The 18,246-nt window shown below is 33.1% G+C and carries 17 protein-coding genes and 3 pseudogenes; 16 read left to right on the top strand and 4 right to left on the bottom strand.

Annotated features, from left to right (window positions below; translation table 11 throughout):
* Positions 1-55 precede the first annotated feature (55 nt).
* From M3Z76_RS08725 to M3Z76_RS08670, 12 genes and pseudogenes are all read left to right on the top strand, one after another.
* On the top strand, positions 56-1,168 hold the full coding sequence (locus tag M3Z76_RS08725) for a tyrosine-type recombinase/integrase (RefSeq protein WP_097419321.1): 1,113 nt from the start codon (positions 56-58) through the stop codon (positions 1,166-1,168).
* The gene (locus M3Z76_RS08720) at positions 1,143-3,056 is read left to right on the top strand and encodes a tyrosine-type recombinase/integrase (RefSeq protein WP_097419322.1); all 1,914 of its coding nucleotides are present in this window, start codon (positions 1,143-1,145) and stop codon (positions 3,054-3,056) included. Before M3Z76_RS08725 ends, M3Z76_RS08720 begins: the two co-directional genes overlap by 26 nt.
* Before the next feature lies 1 nt (position 3,057).
* A complete protein-coding gene (locus tag M3Z76_RS08715) occupies positions 3,058-3,423 on the top strand; it encodes a DUF6262 family protein (protein WP_097419323.1) in 366 nt (121 codons plus the stop codon).
* Positions 3,424-4,079: 656 nt separating this feature from the next.
* On the top strand, positions 4,080-4,955 hold the full coding sequence (locus tag M3Z76_RS08710; protein WP_078081115.1) for an SDR family oxidoreductase: 876 nt from the start codon (positions 4,080-4,082) through the stop codon (positions 4,953-4,955).
* 91 nt (positions 4,956-5,046) lie between these two features.
* Entirely contained in the window at positions 5,047-6,663 is a 1,617-nt protein-coding gene (gene abc-f / locus M3Z76_RS08705) for a ribosomal protection-like ABC-F family protein (RefSeq protein ID WP_157918524.1), read from the top strand.
* Positions 6,664-7,052: 389 nt separating this feature from the next.
* A pseudogene (locus tag M3Z76_RS08700) lies at positions 7,053-7,136 on the top strand (MLS leader peptide); the annotation flags it as partial.
* Positions 7,137-7,184: 48 nt separating this feature from the next.
* A pseudogene (locus M3Z76_RS08695) lies at positions 7,185-7,269 on the top strand (23S rRNA methyltransferase attenuation leader peptide).
* 124 nt (positions 7,270-7,393) lie between these two features.
* Complete coding sequence (gene erm(B), locus M3Z76_RS08690; protein ID WP_001038790.1) at positions 7,394-8,131, top strand: 23S rRNA (adenine(2058)-N(6))-methyltransferase Erm(B); 738 nt, start codon at positions 7,394-7,396, stop codon at positions 8,129-8,131.
* 354 nt (positions 8,132-8,485) lie between these two features.
* Entirely contained in the window at positions 8,486-9,040 is a 555-nt protein-coding gene (locus M3Z76_RS08685; RefSeq protein WP_000576156.1) for a recombinase family protein, read from the top strand.
* Between the two features lie 211 nt (positions 9,041-9,251).
* Positions 9,252-10,682 carry an IS21 family transposase gene (gene istA, locus M3Z76_RS08680; RefSeq protein ID WP_293922589.1) on the top strand — a complete coding sequence of 477 codons (1,431 nt, stop codon included), beginning with the start codon at positions 9,252-9,254 and terminating at the stop codon, positions 10,680-10,682.
* Positions 10,675-11,397 (top strand): IS21-like element helper ATPase IstB, encoded by a 723-nt coding sequence (gene istB / locus M3Z76_RS08675; RefSeq protein WP_293922592.1) that lies wholly within the window; start codon positions 10,675-10,677, stop codon positions 11,395-11,397. Before istA ends, istB begins: the two co-directional genes overlap by 8 nt.
* Before the next feature lie 12 nt (positions 11,398-11,409).
* Positions 11,410-12,024 carry a DUF4158 domain-containing protein gene (locus M3Z76_RS08670; protein WP_483310153.1) on the top strand — a complete coding sequence of 205 codons (615 nt, stop codon included), beginning with the start codon at positions 11,410-11,412 and terminating at the stop codon, positions 12,022-12,024.
* Positions 12,025-12,073: 49 nt separating this feature from the next.
* On the opposite strand, the gene thyX is transcribed toward M3Z76_RS08670, so the two are convergent.
* The 3 genes from thyX to M3Z76_RS08655 form a co-directional block, all read right to left on the bottom strand.
* Entirely contained in the window at positions 12,074-12,781 is a 708-nt protein-coding gene (gene thyX / locus M3Z76_RS08665) for an FAD-dependent thymidylate synthase (protein ID WP_012655891.1), read from the bottom strand.
* Entirely contained in the window at positions 12,778-13,272 is a 495-nt protein-coding gene (dfrE, locus tag M3Z76_RS08660) for a trimethoprim-resistant dihydrofolate reductase DfrE (protein WP_012655890.1), read from the bottom strand. Before dfrE ends, thyX begins: the two co-directional genes overlap by 4 nt.
* An 80-nt stretch (positions 13,273-13,352) precedes the next feature.
* A complete protein-coding gene (locus tag M3Z76_RS08655; protein WP_024127800.1) occupies positions 13,353-13,928 on the bottom strand; it encodes a recombinase family protein in 576 nt (191 codons plus the stop codon).
* Between the two features lie 326 nt (positions 13,929-14,254).
* On the opposite strand from M3Z76_RS08655, the pseudogene M3Z76_RS08650 reads away from it, so the two are divergent.
* The 4 genes and pseudogenes from M3Z76_RS08650 to M3Z76_RS08635 all read left to right on the top strand — a co-directional run.
* A pseudogene (locus M3Z76_RS08650) lies at positions 14,255-14,350 on the top strand (recombinase family protein); the annotation flags it as partial.
* A gap of 74 nt (positions 14,351-14,424) precedes the next feature.
* On the top strand, positions 14,425-15,105 hold the full coding sequence (locus tag M3Z76_RS08645; RefSeq protein WP_001015311.1) for an IS6-like element IS1216 family transposase: 681 nt from the start codon (positions 14,425-14,427) through the stop codon (positions 15,103-15,105).
* Between the two features lie 78 nt (positions 15,106-15,183).
* On the top strand, positions 15,184-15,417 hold the full coding sequence (locus tag M3Z76_RS08640; RefSeq protein WP_025904407.1) for a GNAT family N-acetyltransferase: 234 nt from the start codon (positions 15,184-15,186) through the stop codon (positions 15,415-15,417).
* Complete coding sequence (locus M3Z76_RS08635) at positions 15,418-16,857, top strand: bifunctional aminoglycoside N-acetyltransferase AAC(6')-Ie/aminoglycoside O-phosphotransferase APH(2'')-Ia (protein WP_001028144.1); 1,440 nt, start codon at positions 15,418-15,420, stop codon at positions 16,855-16,857. It begins immediately after the preceding gene.
* Between the two features lie 129 nt (positions 16,858-16,986).
* Here M3Z76_RS08635 and M3Z76_RS08630 read toward each other — a convergent pair whose 3' ends face one another.
* The gene (locus M3Z76_RS08630; RefSeq protein WP_000195429.1) at positions 16,987-18,159 is read right to left on the bottom strand and encodes an IS256-like element IS256 family transposase; all 1,173 of its coding nucleotides are present in this window, start codon (positions 18,157-18,159) and stop codon (positions 16,987-16,989) included.
* Positions 18,160-18,246: the final 87 nt, after the last annotated feature.

Genomic DNA, 18,246 nt, shown 5'->3' with positions numbered 1-18,246 from the left:
TAAATATATAGAGGTAATATTTATAGTAGTTAAAGTATTCGATGGTGGTGGAGAAATGAAGGTTCAGAAGGTATTGGTGGAGGACAAATCATATCCATTATACATATTGCTAGATAAGAACTTTGAAGTGGTAGAACCAGTTAAGAGATTTATAAAGTACTTGGATAATACGGGGAAAGCTCCAAATACGATTAAAACATATAGTTATCATCTTAAACTGTTCTATGAATTTATGGGTCAACGAGGGATTGAATTAGATGATTTAAAATTTGAGGAATTAGCGAATTTTGTAGGATGGTTAAGAAATCCAACAGGGGATGTAAAAGTAATAGATTTAAAACCAAAAAAGGCTAAAAGAGAAGAAACATCAGTTAATTCCATACTTAATGCTGTAATTAGTTTCTTAGAGTATTTAAATCGGACAGAAAATTTTATAGCCATAGATATGTCTAAAGAGGCAAGGGGACGAAGTTTTAAAGGGTTTCTTCATCATATAAATAAAGGCAAATCTTATAAAAAAAATGTCTTGAAGCTCAGAGTCAAAAAGAAACTAGTAAAAGCATTAGAGCATGAGCAAGTTAAAGTGATATTAGATGCATGTTATACAAAACGAGATAAGTTACTTATTATGCTTATGTATGAGGGTGGCCTTCGAATAGGTGAGGTGTTATCCCTCCGTATCGAAGATATTTCTACATGGGATAACAGGATTCATATCACACCGAGAGATCACAATGAAAACGGTGCTTATATTAAGCTAAAAAAAGAACGGACAATTGATGTTAGCAAGGAATTAATGGGCTTATATACCGATTACTTAGTTCATGAGTACGGGGAAGAATTAGAGCATGATTATATATTTATTAATCTTAAAAATACTTATTTTGGTCATCCCCTAAAGTATCAAAGCGTATTGGACCTTATAAGGCGCTTAGTAAAACGGACAGGGATTACTTTCACTGCCCATATGTTACGTCATACACACGCCACTGAGCTGATTAGAAGTGGTTGGGATGCAGCTTATGTACAGAAGAGATTAGGCCATGCACATGTACAAACAACAATTGATACATATGTTCATCTTTCCGATCAAGATATGAAAAATGAATATAAAAAGTATCTACAAGGGAGAGAACATACTAATGAAATTACCAAGCGTAGCAACTAATCGGAAGCTCATTACTAGTACAGCCATTAGTGAAAAAATAGCAGATATGAATAGTGTGTTAAAAGGGTTTTGGGCAGCTGATAGATGGGATATAAGAATCTGTCCACATCCTAGTGCGGTTGAGTTAAGTAAAAATCCAACATTAAGAAATCGATGGGTGAATTTCGATAAAGTTGAAAATATATGGTTAAGAACTGAATTAAAATACTTTTATTATGTTCACTTAAATAATGGAACTTGGAATGCAAAATCTGTTTGGATTAGAAAAGGAACGGTGATAAGCCGAATGTTAGGTTTTTTAAATTTAAAATACCCTGGCATTATGTCTATAACTGAAGTTCCCATAGAAAAAGCTTTGATGGAATATCGAACTTATTTAACAGAACAGGGAGTAAGAACAACAATTACAAATTATAAACTTGATATTAATCAACAGAAAATTCCTGTTCTTGCGAACTCTTATTATGTTACTAATCTTAAACAGTTTATGGAATTCTATGAGGATTTCTATTTCGATGGAGAAGAGTGGGATAAAGATGTTTGGAATCGAAGAAATCTTTCATTACCGGAAGATAAAGTAAATCCAACATCTTACGAATATATAATCAATTTTAAGGGCTTTGAAAATGATTATTTTAAAGAAGTATCTAAGCGTTATTGTAAGTTAATGTTAAATACACATAGTTTTTCCCACGTAAGTGATGTAGCGTCGAGACTAAGAGAATTCTTCAATTTTATTAACAAAAATGATAAGAACATACGAAGGATAAAGCAATTAACTAGAAAAGAAGTTGAACCTTATTTAATTGAAATTAATTTAATGGGTTTAAGCCCTAGAACCGTAACTGGAAGAATATCTAATTTAGAAGTTTTTTTCTCTACCATTACAAGATTTGACTGGGAAGATTCTCCTTCTAAAACACTAATTTTCCGAGAAGATTATCCTAAAGTGCCGAAGGCACAACCGCGTTATATTGATGAACATGTGCTTGAACAATTAAACGAGAAATTAGATAAATTGGAACCTTATATAGCCACAATGGTTATGGTATTACAAGAGTGTGGAATGCGTATCAGTGAGCTTTGTACATTAAAAAAAGGAAGTGTTATAACAGACAAAGAAGGGGATTGTTTTCTGAAATATTATCAGTGGAAAATGAAAAAAGAACATATCATCCCTATTTCTAAAGAGATTGCAGCATTAATACTAGTTCAAGAGCAAAGAGTGGCTGATGAAATGGAAAATGAATGTGAATATGTATTTCCACGAAAAGATGGCTCTCCATTGAAGCAGGATACCTTTAGAGTTAAATTAAATGAATTAGCTTATAAAGAAAAAATAACGGATAACAAGGGAGAAATTTTTCGATTTCATGCTCATGCTTTTCGGCATACAGTTGGTACTAGAATGATAAACAATGGGGTACCTCAGCATATTGTGCAAAAATTCTTAGGTCATGAATCCCCGGAAATGACAGCGAGATATGCGTATATTTTTGATGAGACCCTAAAGAAAGAATTTGCGAAATTCAAGGAAACCTTAGTGACAAACAACGGTAGCATTCTAGAAATAAATGAAGAAGAGAGTGAAGTTGATAATACAGATCTTCAATGGTTTAAAAAGAATATCAATGCACAAGCACTTCCTAATGGTTATTGCCGTTTACCGGTAATTGCCGGACCTTGTCCTCACGCAAATGCTTGTTTAGATTGTACAAATTTCTGTACAAGCAAACAGTTTCTAAATGAACATGAAGAACACTTAGAACGTACTAAACAGTTATTAGATAGAGCTAAACAGAACCAATGGCAGCGTCAGGTTGAAACTAATGAACGTGTTAAAAACAGGCTAGAACAGATTATTCACTCGTTGAAGGAGACTAATTAGGATGACACGAAAAAATAACACAACTGCCATAATTAAACTATCAAAAGAGAAATCGGAAAAAACAAGAATTAGAGTTGAAAAGGCTATTTCAGAAATGGCACTAAAAAATGAGAAAATTAATTTTAATACGGTTGCACAAAAAGCAAATGTTTCAAAGTCATGGCTTTATAAACAAGAAGACATTAGGACTAGAATAGAAAGATTAAGAGGACAGCAGATTAGTGAATTAATACCCCGTAAACAAAGTAAAAGTATCCGATCTGAGGATGTATTAGTAAAGACCTTAAAAACTCGTATTAAGGCATTAGAAGAAGAGAATAAGCAATTAAAAGATCAAGTTCAAAAATTATATGGCAAGTTGTTTTAGCTTTTTTGTATATTTTTATGATGGTTTTCTTAATTTTATATAGAAGTTATGTAATATCTTCAGCTTAGTGTAGGTTTTAAAATAAATTTTGATTAATAACACCGTCGGTGTTATTCCAGAAAAGACCAGATTGTTGAGGAAAGTAATCACCTATTCCTAGATGATTCAATTGGGATTGTGAACAAATGTACTTACACTAACGTGGCAGGTTAGTGAAAGAGTACAGATTGATATTTGACAAATCAGGCCCATATGTTATACTTGAACTAACTTATGATGAATGGAGGCTTCTTAATGATTGATATCCTAACTTTGAACCGTTAGTTTAATACGTTCAAAGGCTCTGCTTATGCTCAGAGTATTAGGATAAATCTGTCTTCTTATAGGAAACCTTTATTATACGGTTATAGTAAAAAGGGGGAGAGGAATCTTCCTCTTTTTTATTTTAAAGGGAGATCTCCCATGACACTTCGTAGAAAAGGGTACATCAATGAATTTGATGGCTTATTTGTGATACCAACAATCGGATTAATCCTGTTGAAATTTTATATTTCTATATTTAGAGCATAGGCAGATTGCCTGTGCTCTTTATTTTGTTTGTTTTAAATTGGTATTGAATGATACCAATATTACATGATTAATGGAGGAGATTATTTATGACATTTAATAACAATGAAAATACACGTGTGTGGTTTATTACAGGTGCAAGCAGTGGACTAGGATACGAATTCACAAAAAAAGCATTGGAGTCAGGAGAGAAGGTTGTTGGTGTTGCTAGAAATATTGAAAAACTGAATGAGTTAAAATGCCAGTTTGAAGGAATGTTACTTCCTTTAAGTCTTGATGTTACTGATAGAAGTGCTGTTTCGACTACAGTGGAAACTGCCATTAAACATTTTGGAAGACTCGATATTGTCATTAACAATGCAGGGAATATGGTAATGGGAATGATTGAAGAATTTAGTGAAGATGAAGTTAGAAGCCAAATGGAAACTAATTTCTTCGGTACAGTATGGGTAAGTCAAGCTGTTATGCCGTACTTGCGGGCACAAGAATCAGGTCATATTATCCAGATATCTAGTATTGGTGGACTGATTAGTGGTCCAATGTCGGGAATCTATAGCGCTAGTAAATTTGCTTTAGAAGGATTTAGCGAGGCTTTAGCACAAGAAGCTGCACATTTTGGTATAAAAGTATCTATCGTAGAACCTGGAGGTTACTGGACGAATCTATACTTAAAAATGAGTTTTACTACACAGAAAAAAGAGTATGATTCATTACGTGAAAAGTTGGCCCAACAATATTCAAACGAATCGGTGGATAGTGATCCTAAGTTAGCCGCCGAAGCTATAATGAAACTGGTTAATAGTGAGAATCCGCCTCTCCGATTAGTTCTGGGAAGCCTTGTATATGATTTAGCTGTTGAAAATGCAGAAAAACGTATATTTACATGGAAAGAGTGGGAATCAGTCAGTCGTTCTTCGGAACATGGGATTCCTGCACCAGAAGGATACGGAATAATTGAGGAATAGAAACCCTAAGAAATAAACTCTCTAAACTACAAAAACTAATTAATGATTTAATATGTTTATTAACTTAATCGCTAGAAAGGGAGGCGATTGTATGGAATTGATAAAAATGAGAGGAATAGAAAAATATTTTGGAGGCAAGCTTCTTTTTACTTTTGATAAATTAACTGTTTTTAAGAACGATATTATTGGTGTAGTCGGGTTAAACGGAAGTGGAAAAACGACGTTGTTGGAGATCATTAACAATGATATAGCTCCTGACAAGGGAAATGTTGAGGTTAAGGGAGATATCTCTTATTATAAACAATTCGGTCAATACCACGAATCAGTAGATTCTTGGCAATTGAAAGAATTTCGCTCCAGCTCAACAATATCTGAAGGTTGGTTCAGTGGTGGGGAAAAAACTCGTTTACGTTTAGCTGAGACTTTTTCTAAGAGTAGTTCAATACTTTTACTAGATGAACCAACAGCGAATTTAGATACTAAAGGGATTCAATTGCTAAAGCGAAATTTAGGAAAATATAACACAATGATGATTATTAGCCACGATACAAATTTATTAGATGAATTGTGTAATCGAATTATTGAGATTGACAACAATACCATTAACTGTTTTGACGGGAATTATACTGCATATAAACAGCAGAAGGAACATCAAATTCACACTGAGAAAAGAGAATATGAAAATTATCAAGCAAAGAAAAAGCAACTAGAGGAAGCTTATTTGCAGAAAAAAAGGCAAGCTGAAGCGATAACAGATAAGCCAAGGAATATGAGTAATTCTGAAATTAGAGCTAGAAGTTTCATATCTACTTACAAGTCTTTTGGAGGGCGACAAAAAGCAATAGCAAAGCAAGCAAAAGCCGTGCAATCACGAATAGAGCAGTTAGATGTAAAAGAACAAGTCGAAGAACAGGCAAATATTCGAATTAATTTTGAGCTAACAAATCCCCCGAAAAATAAAATATTAATTCGTGGTGAAGAAGTAACTTTTGGATATGATAATCATTTGATTTTTAATCATGCCTCTTTTGAAATCCGAAACAAACAAAAAGTTGCTGTATTGGGGGATAATGGAAGTGGTAAATCTACTCTTTTTTCTTTAATCAGAAATAAGTATGAAGGGATCTATGCTGTACCGAAATTAAAAATTGGTTATCTGTACCAAGAGTTTGAAAATTTGCAGCCAGATAAAACTTTACTGGAGTCTGTCTTGTCTGACAGTGTACAAGAAAATCATACTGTTTATACAGTATTAATGAATTTACTGTTTACGATTGAGGATTTTGATAAAAAGGTTGCAGTATTAAGCGGTGGCGAAAAAATTAGGTTATCTTTTGCAAAGTTGATTGTATCAGATTATAATTTGCTTATTTTAGATGAACCTACAAACTATTTGGATTTACCATCAATTGAAGTCGTAAAAAGTGTATTAAAAGAATATGAAGGAACAATAATATTTGCCAGCCATGATGAGGCGTTCATTAATGAACTGAGTACGGAACTATTCATCATTGATAATAAAAAGCTACAAGGTTATCGTGGAAATCTAGAGGAATTCAAGAATAAAACGGATGCAAATATTGAACAGCTCCAACAGGAAATTGAACAAATCCAGTTAAGTCAAGCAAAACTTCTTATGGAAAATGAAACAAATCCTAGAAAAATTGAAAAGATAAAGAAGAGATATGAAGAGATGACTAGGGTATAAAAGGAGAATAATTATTTTTTGATTTAATTTAAAATGAGAAAAGTAACAAAGAGTCCATTTTGATTAAGTTTTTTACTTCAATAATCGGACGCCTTTCTTTAATAAGGGGTCCCGAGCGCCTACGAGAAATTTGTATCGATAAGAAATAGATTTAAAAATTTCGCTGTTATTTTGTACATTTAACTTGACGGTGACATCTCTCTATTGTGAGTTATTAGTGGTACAGTTTTCAACCGTTTTAATTATAAAAAAGTGGTGCATTTTTAAATTGGCACAAACAGGTAACGGTTATTGCAGGTGTATTTCTTATCTATGGGTTTAACATGGATTTTATCATTAAAATCATGAGTATTGTCCGAGAGTGATTGGTCTTGCGTATGGTTAACCCTAAAGTTATGGAAATAAGACTTAGAAGCAAACTTAAGAGTGTGTTGATAGTGCATTATCTTAAAATTTTGTATAATAGGAATTGAAGTTAAATTAGATGCTAAAAATTTGTAATTAAGAAGGAGGGATTCGTCATGTTGGTATTCCAAATGCGTAATGTAGATAAAACATCTACTGTTATTGAAACAGACTAAAAACAGTGATTACGCAGATAAATAAATACGTTAGATTAATTCCTACCAGTGACTAATCTTATGACTTTTTAAACAGATAACTAAAATTACAAACAAATCGTTTAACTTCTGTATTTATTTATAGATGTAATCACTTCAGGAGTGATTACATGAACAAAAATATAAAATATTCTCAAAACTTTTTAACGAGTGAAAAAGTACTCAACCAAATAATAAAACAATTGAATTTAAAAGAAACCGATACCGTTTACGAAATTGGAACAGGTAAAGGGCATTTAACGACGAAACTGGCTAAAATAAGTAAACAGGTAACGTCTATTGAATTAGACAGTCATCTATTCAACTTATCGTCAGAAAAATTAAAACTGAACATTCGTGTCACTTTAATTCACCAAGATATTCTACAGTTTCAATTCCCTAACAAACAGAGGTATAAAATTGTTGGGAATATTCCTTACCATTTAAGCACACAAATTATTAAAAAAGTGGTTTTTGAAAGCCATGCGTCTGACATCTATCTGATTGTTGAAGAAGGATTCTACAAGCGTACCTTGGATATTCACCGAACACTAGGGTTGCTCTTGCACACTCAAGTCTCGATTCAGCAATTGCTTAAGCTGCCAGCGGAATGCTTTCATCCTAAACCAAAAGTAAACAGTGTCTTAATAAAACTTACCCGCCATACCACAGATGTTCCAGATAAATATTGGAAGCTATATACGTACTTTGTTTCAAAATGGGTCAATCGAGAATATCGTCAACTGTTTACTAAAAATCAGTTTCATCAAGCAATGAAACACGCCAAAGTAAACAATTTAAGTACCGTTACTTATGAGCAAGTATTGTCTATTTTTAATAGTTATCTATTATTTAACGGGAGGAAATAATTCTATGAGTCGCTTTTGTAAATTTGGAAAGTTACACGTTACTAAAGGGAATGTAGATAAATTATTAGGTATACTACTGACAGCTTCCAAGGAGCTAAAGAGGTCCCTAGCGCCTACGGGGAATTTGTATCGATAAGGAATAGATTTAAAAATTTCGCTGTTATTTTGTACAATAAGGATAAATTTGAATGGTACCATAAACGACCGTTTATGGTACCTTTTCATTTTCCTGCTTTTTCTAAATGTTTTTTAAGTAAATCAAGTACCAAAATCCGTTCCTTTTTCATAGTTCCTATATAGTTATACTTAATGAGTTATGGTACATTTAAATTATAAAATTAAGGAGGTTTTTTTATGATTTTTGGCTATGCTCGAGTGAGTACGGATGATCAAAATCTTAGTTTACAAATTGATGCACTTACTCATTATGGAATTGATAAATTATTTCAAGAAAAAGTAACTGGTGCGAAAAAAGACCGACCGCAATTAGAAGAAATGATCAACCTACTACGTGAAGGAGATTCTGTTGTCATTTACAAGTTAGATCGAATTTCACGATCAACTAAACATTTGATTGAACTTTCTGAATTATTTGAAGAACTTAGTGTCAATTTTATATCTATTCAAGATAACGTAGATACTTCAACGTCTATGGGAAGATTCTTTTTCCGAGTTATGGCTAGTTTAGCAGAACTGGAACGGGATATTATTATTGAACGAACTAACTCTGGTCTTAAGGCAGCCAGAGTCCGAGGAAAAAAAGGGGGCCGTCCAAGTAAAGGTAAGCTATCAATTGATTTAGCTTTAAAAATGTATGACAGCAAAGAGTATTCTATTCGTCAAATTCTTGATGCCTCTAAATTAAGCAAAACAACCTTTTACCGTTACCTCAATAAAAGGAATGCTTAAGATATGGCTATGAAAAGAATTTTAACTACTTCACAGCGTGAACAACTTCTTTCTGTAGACCATTGTTTATTGCAAAATAAAAGTGCAGACTAGTGCAAAGAATTTGTACAGAGTCCTGCACTATTTTTGTGCATAAAAAAAAGACTTGCCAGCCACCCCAAGTCCCTCTACTGTTTTAGGTGTCGAAGCCGAAACAGGGAGGTAAGAAAGGATGCTAGCAATGTCTGAAGTTAATTGTATCAAAACATTACGAAATGAAAAAGGATTATCGATTACTGAAATCGCAAAAACTATGCAGGTTAATTGGCGCACCGCCAAGAAATACGGGGATGAGGATCAGCTCCCTCAAGAGAAAATCCATTTGAAAAAAGGCATGATGTACGATGAAAAATGGGGAGAAATCGTAATTGATTGGTTAGAAGAGGATTTAAAGCTCAAGAAAAAGTTGCGCCGTAAAAACAAAAAAATATTTGAGGACCTAGTAAAAGAAGGATTCAAAGGTTCTTACAGAACGGTGTGTAATTTTATACAAGAATGGAAAGTAGCACAAGAAGATGAGGCAGATAAAGGACATGAACGTTTAGAACATCCAGAAGGAGAAGCGCAGGTAGACTTCGGTATAATGGAGGCTGTTCAAGATGGAGAAATACTGGATGTACATGCATTAGTCATGTCGTTTCCAGCAAGTAATACAGCATTTGCGGTACCACTGCCAAGTGAAAATTTAGAATGCTTTTTAGGTGGACTTCAACTTTTATTTAAACAGGCTGGTGGTGTTCCTTTGAGCATTCGAATTGATAACTTAACACCTGCGGTGAAGAAAGTAAGAAAAGGCGATTCAGAAGCAGAATTAACGGAAGCCTTTCGACATTTCCAGCAATATTACGGGTTTAAAGTGCAAGTATGTAATCCACGCAAAGGGAATGAAAAAGGTCATGTAGAAGGTAAAGTCGGTTATGTTCGTTATAACTTTTTTAGCCTACCGCCGGTCATAAAGGACCTTGAGGATTTAACAGCTCAATTAGAACAACAATTAATCAATGATCGCCAACGAATTCATTATAAAAAAGAAGTGCTGATTGATGAGTTATGGCAGCACGAGCAAAAGCAATTAATCAAATTACCTGAAGAATCTTATCCGGTATTTAAGCAATTCCTCATCAAATTTAATAAATATAACGAGTTCAAGCTTGATGGGCATTTGATTCATGTGCCAAGAGCAAGGAACTACGTCCAACTCTCTTGTGTGACCTATTGGGATTCGTTTAAAGTCATTACAAATGACGGTGAAATTTTATTATCTGACGCACGTCCTTATATGAGAAAACGTCGTTTTATTCCATGGAAGGAAATCTTAAAAGATTGGTTGAAAAAGCCACGTGTTGTAGGGCATTCGCGTTATGCGAATTATTTACCAACGCGCATTAAGGAATATTTAACCGTCCCTTCACTTGCGTTAAGAAAGCAACGAATCAATGAATTACTGACACTTTTACTTACACATGATATGAATGACATCGACCAAAATTTCTATGATTATATTGGCCGTGAGGCTGAGGAAGTAGAACACCCTTACGGTGTAAATTGGACAGAATATGACGCCTTATCGCCAAAAGGAACGGAGGCGTTGAATCATGAATGAAGCGATTTTAACACTCTGTAAGCAATTGAGATTGGCACATGTGGCAGAATCGATTAAAGAAGTACCTTTTACGGAGCCGGAAGAATATATTTATCAAATTTTATTAAAAGAACAGTTAGGCAGAGAGCAAGCCAAAATAGCACGTAATTTGAAACAGGCACGTTTTATTGATACGAAGACGCTTGAAAGCTATCAGTGGCATAAAGACATTTGTCTACCGAACCATTTAACAAAGGAAGAATTAGAGCAGCTAGATTTCATTCGGAGAAAAGAGAATGTCATTTTAGTTGGCGCACCTGGCACAGGTAAAACACATTTAGCTTCAGCACTTGGTAGAAAGGCTTGCGAGCGTGGATTTGAAGTCCGTTTTTATCGCGTTTCACATTTAGTTGAGGAATTAGAGCAAGCCCTGCATGCGGGGAAAATGAAGCAGTTTAGAAGTAAATTAGAAAAAGTTGATTTAATGATTTTAGATGAAATGGGTTATTTGCCTTTTGGCAAAGAAGGAGCAGAATTACTGTTTCAAATTATTTCAGAGTTCTATGAACAAAAGAGCTTGATTATCACATCAAATTTAGAATTTAGTCAGTGGAACCGCATTTTCTCGGATTCGCGTTTAACGGCAGCTCTGGTGGATCGTTTGATTCACCATGCCCATATTATTTCGTACACGGGCCAGAGCTTCCGTTTAACAAACGCATTGTCGAGAAAATAGGGGGAATATTGGGTGGCAACACTCTGTATTTTTCGTTGCAATTCTCTGCACTTTTCTCTTGCAAAACACAACCACTTATCAGAAGAGGATTTTAAAGCGTATTTTAGTTTTTCTGATTATGATCTGGAGGTTATTAATCAACACCGTGGAAAGGTCAATAAACTAGGATTTGCGATACAACTTTGTTTGGCCCGGTATCCTGGGTGTTCTTTAAGTAATTGGCCGATTAAATCAACCAGACTAACTTCTTATGTGAGTCGACAGCTCCATCTTGATGCAATTGATTTAAATTCATATGATCATAGAAATACACGTGCAAATCACTTCAACGAGATCTTAGAAGTATTCAACTATCATCGATTCGGTAGTGCTAATACACAAAAACAGTTAATAGAATATTTAATTGAACTAGCTTTAGAAAATGATGACTCTATCTATCTAATGAAAAAAACAATTGATTTCTTAACTCGAAAAAGAATTATTTTTCCATCTATAGCTACACTTGAAGACATTATAAGCCGCTGTCGAGATAAAGCAGAAAACAACTTATTTTCAATATTACTCTGTTCATTAAGGGGTAGCGTCAGGAAAATGCGGATTTACAACGTTAAGGATATCCAAATATAAAAAGCCCAAATTCTTAGCAAAATAGAATTTGAGCTTTTTAGCACATTCATTATATATTTTTCATAAGCTCGTCTATAGCATTTGGATATAATGGTTTACTTAATTCAAGAATAGCCTTTGCATAGTCTTGGATTTCCTTTTGAGCATCATGTTCTAATCTTTGATTTAAAAAATGACAAACTGACTGTAAGGATGCCGTCCAGTACCAACGTACATACATTCCATAAGCAGGAAGGAATAGTCTCGCTTGTTCTGGACATATTCCATCTTCTAGAGCTGATTCATATTTGGCTATTCCTTCGTCAACATATGCCATAAGATCCCTGGTGTATTTATCACCAATTTCCAACGTAACTATTTCACCACTACCTTGCTTAGAATTTTTGGGTTTACTTCTCCATTCTTTACTTGAGGGAATATAAAATGTAGGCTCTTCTGTAATATATCTTCGACTTGATTCATTCCAGGCATCAAAACTATCTCCTGTACCCTCTTGATGAGAGGAACCAATGACATACTTCCACCATTGTCTGGCCACCATTAGTGGTGCATACACTTCATATTGTGCGATTACATGTCTAAATGGAGAAGTATGGCCTTCTCTAGCAAGAAATTTAATTAACTTAACATCTTTATCGTTCAGTTCTTTCGATTCTTTTGCATAAGAAACTCTTGCAGAGTTTACTACAGTTAAATCTGAACCCATATGATTTACAAGGCGAACATAGCCCTTATCTAATACGTTTATAATATTCATTTGATTTGCTCTCCTTTATTTTTTCTTTCGTATGTAAAATATGTATAGGGTATAAACCCTTCTACTTTTTGTTGATAGGTGATTTCAAACTCATCTTTATTAAACATTGGAAAAAAGATATTACCTTCATATTCCTTTTCGATAATAGTTAAATATATTCTATCGGCAAATGGTAACGATTCCTTATATATTTCTCCACCACCTGCAATAAAAATTTCATCTTCTTGTTGTAGTAAATTAAAAGCCCTCTCTAACGATTCTACAGTCAGGCAATTATTATAATTAATATCTTTAGATTTTGAGATAATAATTGTCTTTCTGTTCGGCAGTGGCTGACCAATAGATTCAAATGTCTTTCTACCCATAATTACTGATTTACCCATAGTTAAATCCTTAAATCGAACCTGTTCACCAGGAATCTTCCATGGTATATCCTTATCTTTGCCGATTACGTAATTACTTGAAATTGCAGCAATTAATGAAATGATCATTTTCTTAACTCCCTTTGAAAGAAACTAATTTATTTTATAATGCGGATAAATCAAAAAAACTTTAAAATAGCTCTTCTTCATTAATTGTCTATTTCTAATAGCTTCCTATATAGCGATGCTCTTGACACATTTGTAATTTCACAAATTTGATTTACAGTCATTTTTCCTTCTCTATATAGCTTTACTGCATAATTCATTCCTGCATGATTTTTATGATATTTCTTTAACCTACCTTTAAATTTCCCTTCTTTCTTAGCCAAATCAATCCCTTCACGCTGTCGCATACGTATAAGATCTCGTTCTAACTGATTTACCCCAGCCATAACTGTAATTAAGAATTGGCTGTATGGATTATCTTCTGATAAATCTAGCCATGTATCCTTGATTGATTTTAAACTTGCTTTTTTACTTCGTATTATATCAATCAATTCAAATAAATCCTGCGTACTTCGAGTAATCCGAGTTAAGTCTGTAACATAAATAATGTCACCTTTCTGTAAATCCTCTAACATTTTTTGAAGTTGCTCACGATCCTTTGTTGATCCGGAAACTTTTTCTTCAAAAATAATATCCATTCCGATTTCGTTCAATTGCTGAAATTGCCTTGAAGGATTTTGGCTAGCCGAACTGACACGTATATAACCAATTTTCCGCAAAATATCACCTCGTTTTTGAGACAAGTCTTATGAGACACCCATAACACTGATTCTATCAGCCTTCTACTATTGTATCAATAGAGTACACTCTATTGAACAGAAATTAGTCTTTGATATAATAAGGTTTGTAAGTGTTCAATAGAGTTGTTCAATAACAAAATCTAAAATTTGAGATCTCAGAGGATGATTCTAAGGCAATTTCAGATGAATGTAATGGGTAGTTTATCGATTAAAAGAAAATATGGACTTCTAAATTTGATTACTATGGTCGATTCATACTGAAAAATCATTTAAAAAGACATAGAGAAGGAGTTCGTTCTAAAACCATGAGTAAAATAGGTTATGCACGAGTGAGTAGCAAAGGTCAAAAGTTAGACAGACAACTTAAAGCGTTAAAATTAGCAGGCGTTATTAAGCTATTTGGTTCTGTTGCAAAGTTTTAAATCTACTATCAAATAAGGTAGAATAATAGAAAAAGATAGCAGGAGGAATGACGATGAATCATTTTAAAGGAAAGCAATTTCAGCAGGATGTGATTATTGTAGCCGTGGGCTACTATCTTCGTTATAACCTTAGCTATCGTGAAGTTCAAGAAATCTTATATGATCGTGGCATTAACGTTTCTCATACGACGATTTATCGTTGGGTGCAAGAATATGGCAAACTACTCTATCAAATTTGGAAAAAGAAAAATAAAAAATCCTTTTATTCATGGAAAATGGATGAAACGTACATCAAAATTAAAGGAAAATGGCATTATTTGTATCGAGCCATCGATGCAGATGGTTTAACCTTGGATATTTGGTTACGTAAAAAACGGGACACACAAGCAGCCTATGCTTTTCTTAAGCGGTTAGTGAAGCAGTTTGATGAACCGAAGGTTGTAGTCACAGATAAAGCCCCCTCTATTACAAGTGCCTTTAAGAAACTAAAAGAATACGGCTTTTATCAAGGGACAGAACATCGTACCATTAAATACCTGAATAATTTGATTGAACAAGACCATCGTCCAGTAAAGAGACGCAATAAATTCTATCGAAGTTTACGCACTGCCTCTACAACGATTAAAGGCATGGAAGCCATCCGAGGATTATATAAGAAAACCCGAAAAGAAGGCACTCTCTTCGGGTTTTCGGTCTGTACTGAAATCAAGGTATTATTGGGAATCCCAGCTTAAATCATAGATACCGTAAGGGATTTTATTCTTTATTTAAAACTTTGCAACAGAACCCTTTTAAGACCTGATGGAAAAACAATGTTTTATTTACACTCAATAGGAATGTTACCTAACTATCAAGACAAAGGTTATGGTTCAAAATTATTATCTTTTATTAAGGAATATTCTAAAGAGATTGGTTGTTCTGAAATGTTTTTAATAACTGATAAAGGTAATCCTAGAGCTTGCCATGTATATGAAAAATTAGGTGGTAAAAATGATTATAAAGATGAAATAGTATATGTATATGATTATGAAAAAGGTGATAAATAAATGAATATAGTTGAAAATGAAATATGTATAAGAACTTTAATAGATGATGATTTTCCTTTGATGTTAAAATGGTTAACTGATGAAAGAGTATTAGAATTTTATGGTGGTAGAGATAAAAAATATACATTAGAATCATTAAAAAAACATTATACAGAGCCTTGGGAAGATGAAGTTTTTAGAGTAATTATTGAATATAACAATGTTCCTATTGGATATGGACAAATATATAAAATGTATGATGAGTTATATACTGATTATCATTATCCAAAAACTGATGAGATAGTCTATGGTATGGATCAATTTATAGGAGAGCCAAATTATTGGAGTAAAGGAATTGGTACAAGATATATTAAATTGATTTTTGAATTTTTGAAAAAAGAAAGAAATGCTAATGCAGTTATTTTAGACCCTCATAAAAATAATCCAAGAGCAATAAGGGCATACCAAAAATCTGGTTTTAGAATTATTGAAGATTTGCCAGAACATGAATTACACGAGGGCAAAAAAGAAGATTGTTATTTAATGGAATATAGATATGATGATAATGCCACAAATGTTAAGGCAATGAAATATTTAATTGAGCATTACTTTGATAATTTCAAAGTAGATAGTATTGAAATAATCGGTAGTGGTTATGATAGTGTGGCATATTTAGTTAATAATGAATACATTTTTAAAACAAAATTTAGTACTAATAAGAAAAAAGGTTATGCAAAAGAAAAAGCAATATATAATTTTTTAAATACAAATTTAGAAACTAATGTAAAAATTCCTAATATTGAATATTCGTATATTAGTGATGAATTATCTATACTAGGTTATAAAGAAATTAAAGGAACTTTTTTAACACCAGAAATTTATTCTACTATGTCAGAAGAAGAACAAAATTTGTTAAAACGAGATATTGCCAGTTTTTTAAGACAAATGCACGGTTTAGATTATACAGATATTAGTGAATGTACTATTGATAATAAACAAAATGTATTAGAAGAGTATATATTGTTGCGTGAAACTATTTATAATGATTTAACTGATATAGAAAAAGATTATATAGAAAGTTTTATGGAAAGACTAAATGCAACAACAGTTTTTGAGGGTAAAAAGTGTTTATGCCATAATGATTTTAGTTGTAATCATCTATTGTTAGATGGCAATAATAGATTAACTGGAATAATTGATTTTGGAGATTCTGGAATTATAGATGAATATTGTGATTTTATATACTTACTTGAAGATAGTGAAGAAGAAATAGGAACAAATTTTGGAGAAGATATATTAAGAATGTATGGAAATATAGATATTGAGAAAGCAAAAGAATATCAAGATATAGTTGAAGAATATTATCCTATTGAAACTATTGTTTATGGAATTAAAAATATTAAACAGGAATTTATCGAAAATGGTAGAAAAGAAATTTATAAAAGGACTTATAAAGATTGATTATATAATATATGAAAAGCTATTATAAAAGACATTAGTATTAAATAGTTTAAAAAAATGAAAAATAATAAAGGAAGTGAGTCAAGTCCAGACTCCTGTGTAAAATGCTATACAATGTTTTTACCATTTCTACTTATCAAAATTGATGTATTTTCTTGAAGAATAAATCCATTCATCATGTAGGTCCATAAGAACGGCTCCAATTAAGCGATTGGCTGATGTTTGATTGGGGAAGATGCGAATAATCTTTTCTCTTCTGCGTACTTCTTGATTCAGTCGTTCAATTAGATTGGTACTCTTTAGTCGATTGTGGGAATTTCCTTGTACGGTATATTGAAAGGCGTCTTCGAATCCATCATCCAATGATGCGCAAGCTTTTGAATATTTTGGTTGATCGATATAATCATGAATCAATCGATTTTTAGCCTCACGCGCTAAGTTAATATCTGTGAACTTAAAAATTCCTTTAACAGCTTCTCTGAAAGATTTTGAATTTTTTTTAGGAATGGTGGTAAAGATATTTCTTAGGAAGTGAACTTGGCATCTTTGCCAACTTACGTTGGTGAAGGATTTTCTAATGGCAGAGACTAATCCTTTGTGCGCATCAGAAATAACGAGTTCCGTACCTTGTAAACCGCGTTCTTTTAGGTATTCAAAAAATGTTGTCCAGGTCTCTTCGCTTTCGCCACTTTGAATCATGAAGCCGATAATTTCACGGTCGCCATCTTTGGTTATTCCAATCGCTATATGACAGCTTTTTGAGAGTACTCGATTTTCTTCTCGTACTTTTATATAGAGTACATCGGTCATTAAGTAAGGATAATTTTTTTCTGATAATAAACGATTCTGCCACTCGTTAACCATAGGTTCTAGCTGTTCTGTTAAGCTAGAAACGAAGGACTTAGAGACGGATTTACCACAAAGTTCTTCCACAATTTTTGATACTTTACGAGTTGAAACGCCTGATACATACATTTCCAACATTGAAGCCATGAGGGCTTTTTCGTTTCGTTGATAACGTTCAAACACTGTGGGTGAAAAATGGCCATCACGTGTTCTGGGTACTTTTAATTCTAGCGTGCCTACACGTGTCGTAAAGCTGCGCTCATAATAGCCATTTCGTTGACTTTGTCGGTTTTCTGTTCGTTCATATTCTTTTGCTTGAATATATTCTGTTCGTTGATTTTCCATTAGTTGATTAAATACCGTTGTTAAAATATTTTTAGAAACGTCATCCTTTACAGAATATTCAATAATGCTTTGAATCTCTTCGCTTTTCAGTGTAAAATGTACTTGGGTCATGTAAAAGTCCTCCTGGGTATGTTTTTGTCGTTAAAAACATTGTACCGTAAAAGGACTGTTATATGGCCTTTTTACTTTTACACAATT

It is taken from the genome of Metasolibacillus sp., from assembly GCF_025291715.1.
GTDB lineage: Bacteria > Bacillota > Bacilli > Bacillales_A > Planococcaceae > Metasolibacillus > Metasolibacillus louembei.
The sequence above is the reverse complement of the archived record's forward strand: the minus strand, read 5'-3'. Positions and strand labels throughout refer to the sequence as shown.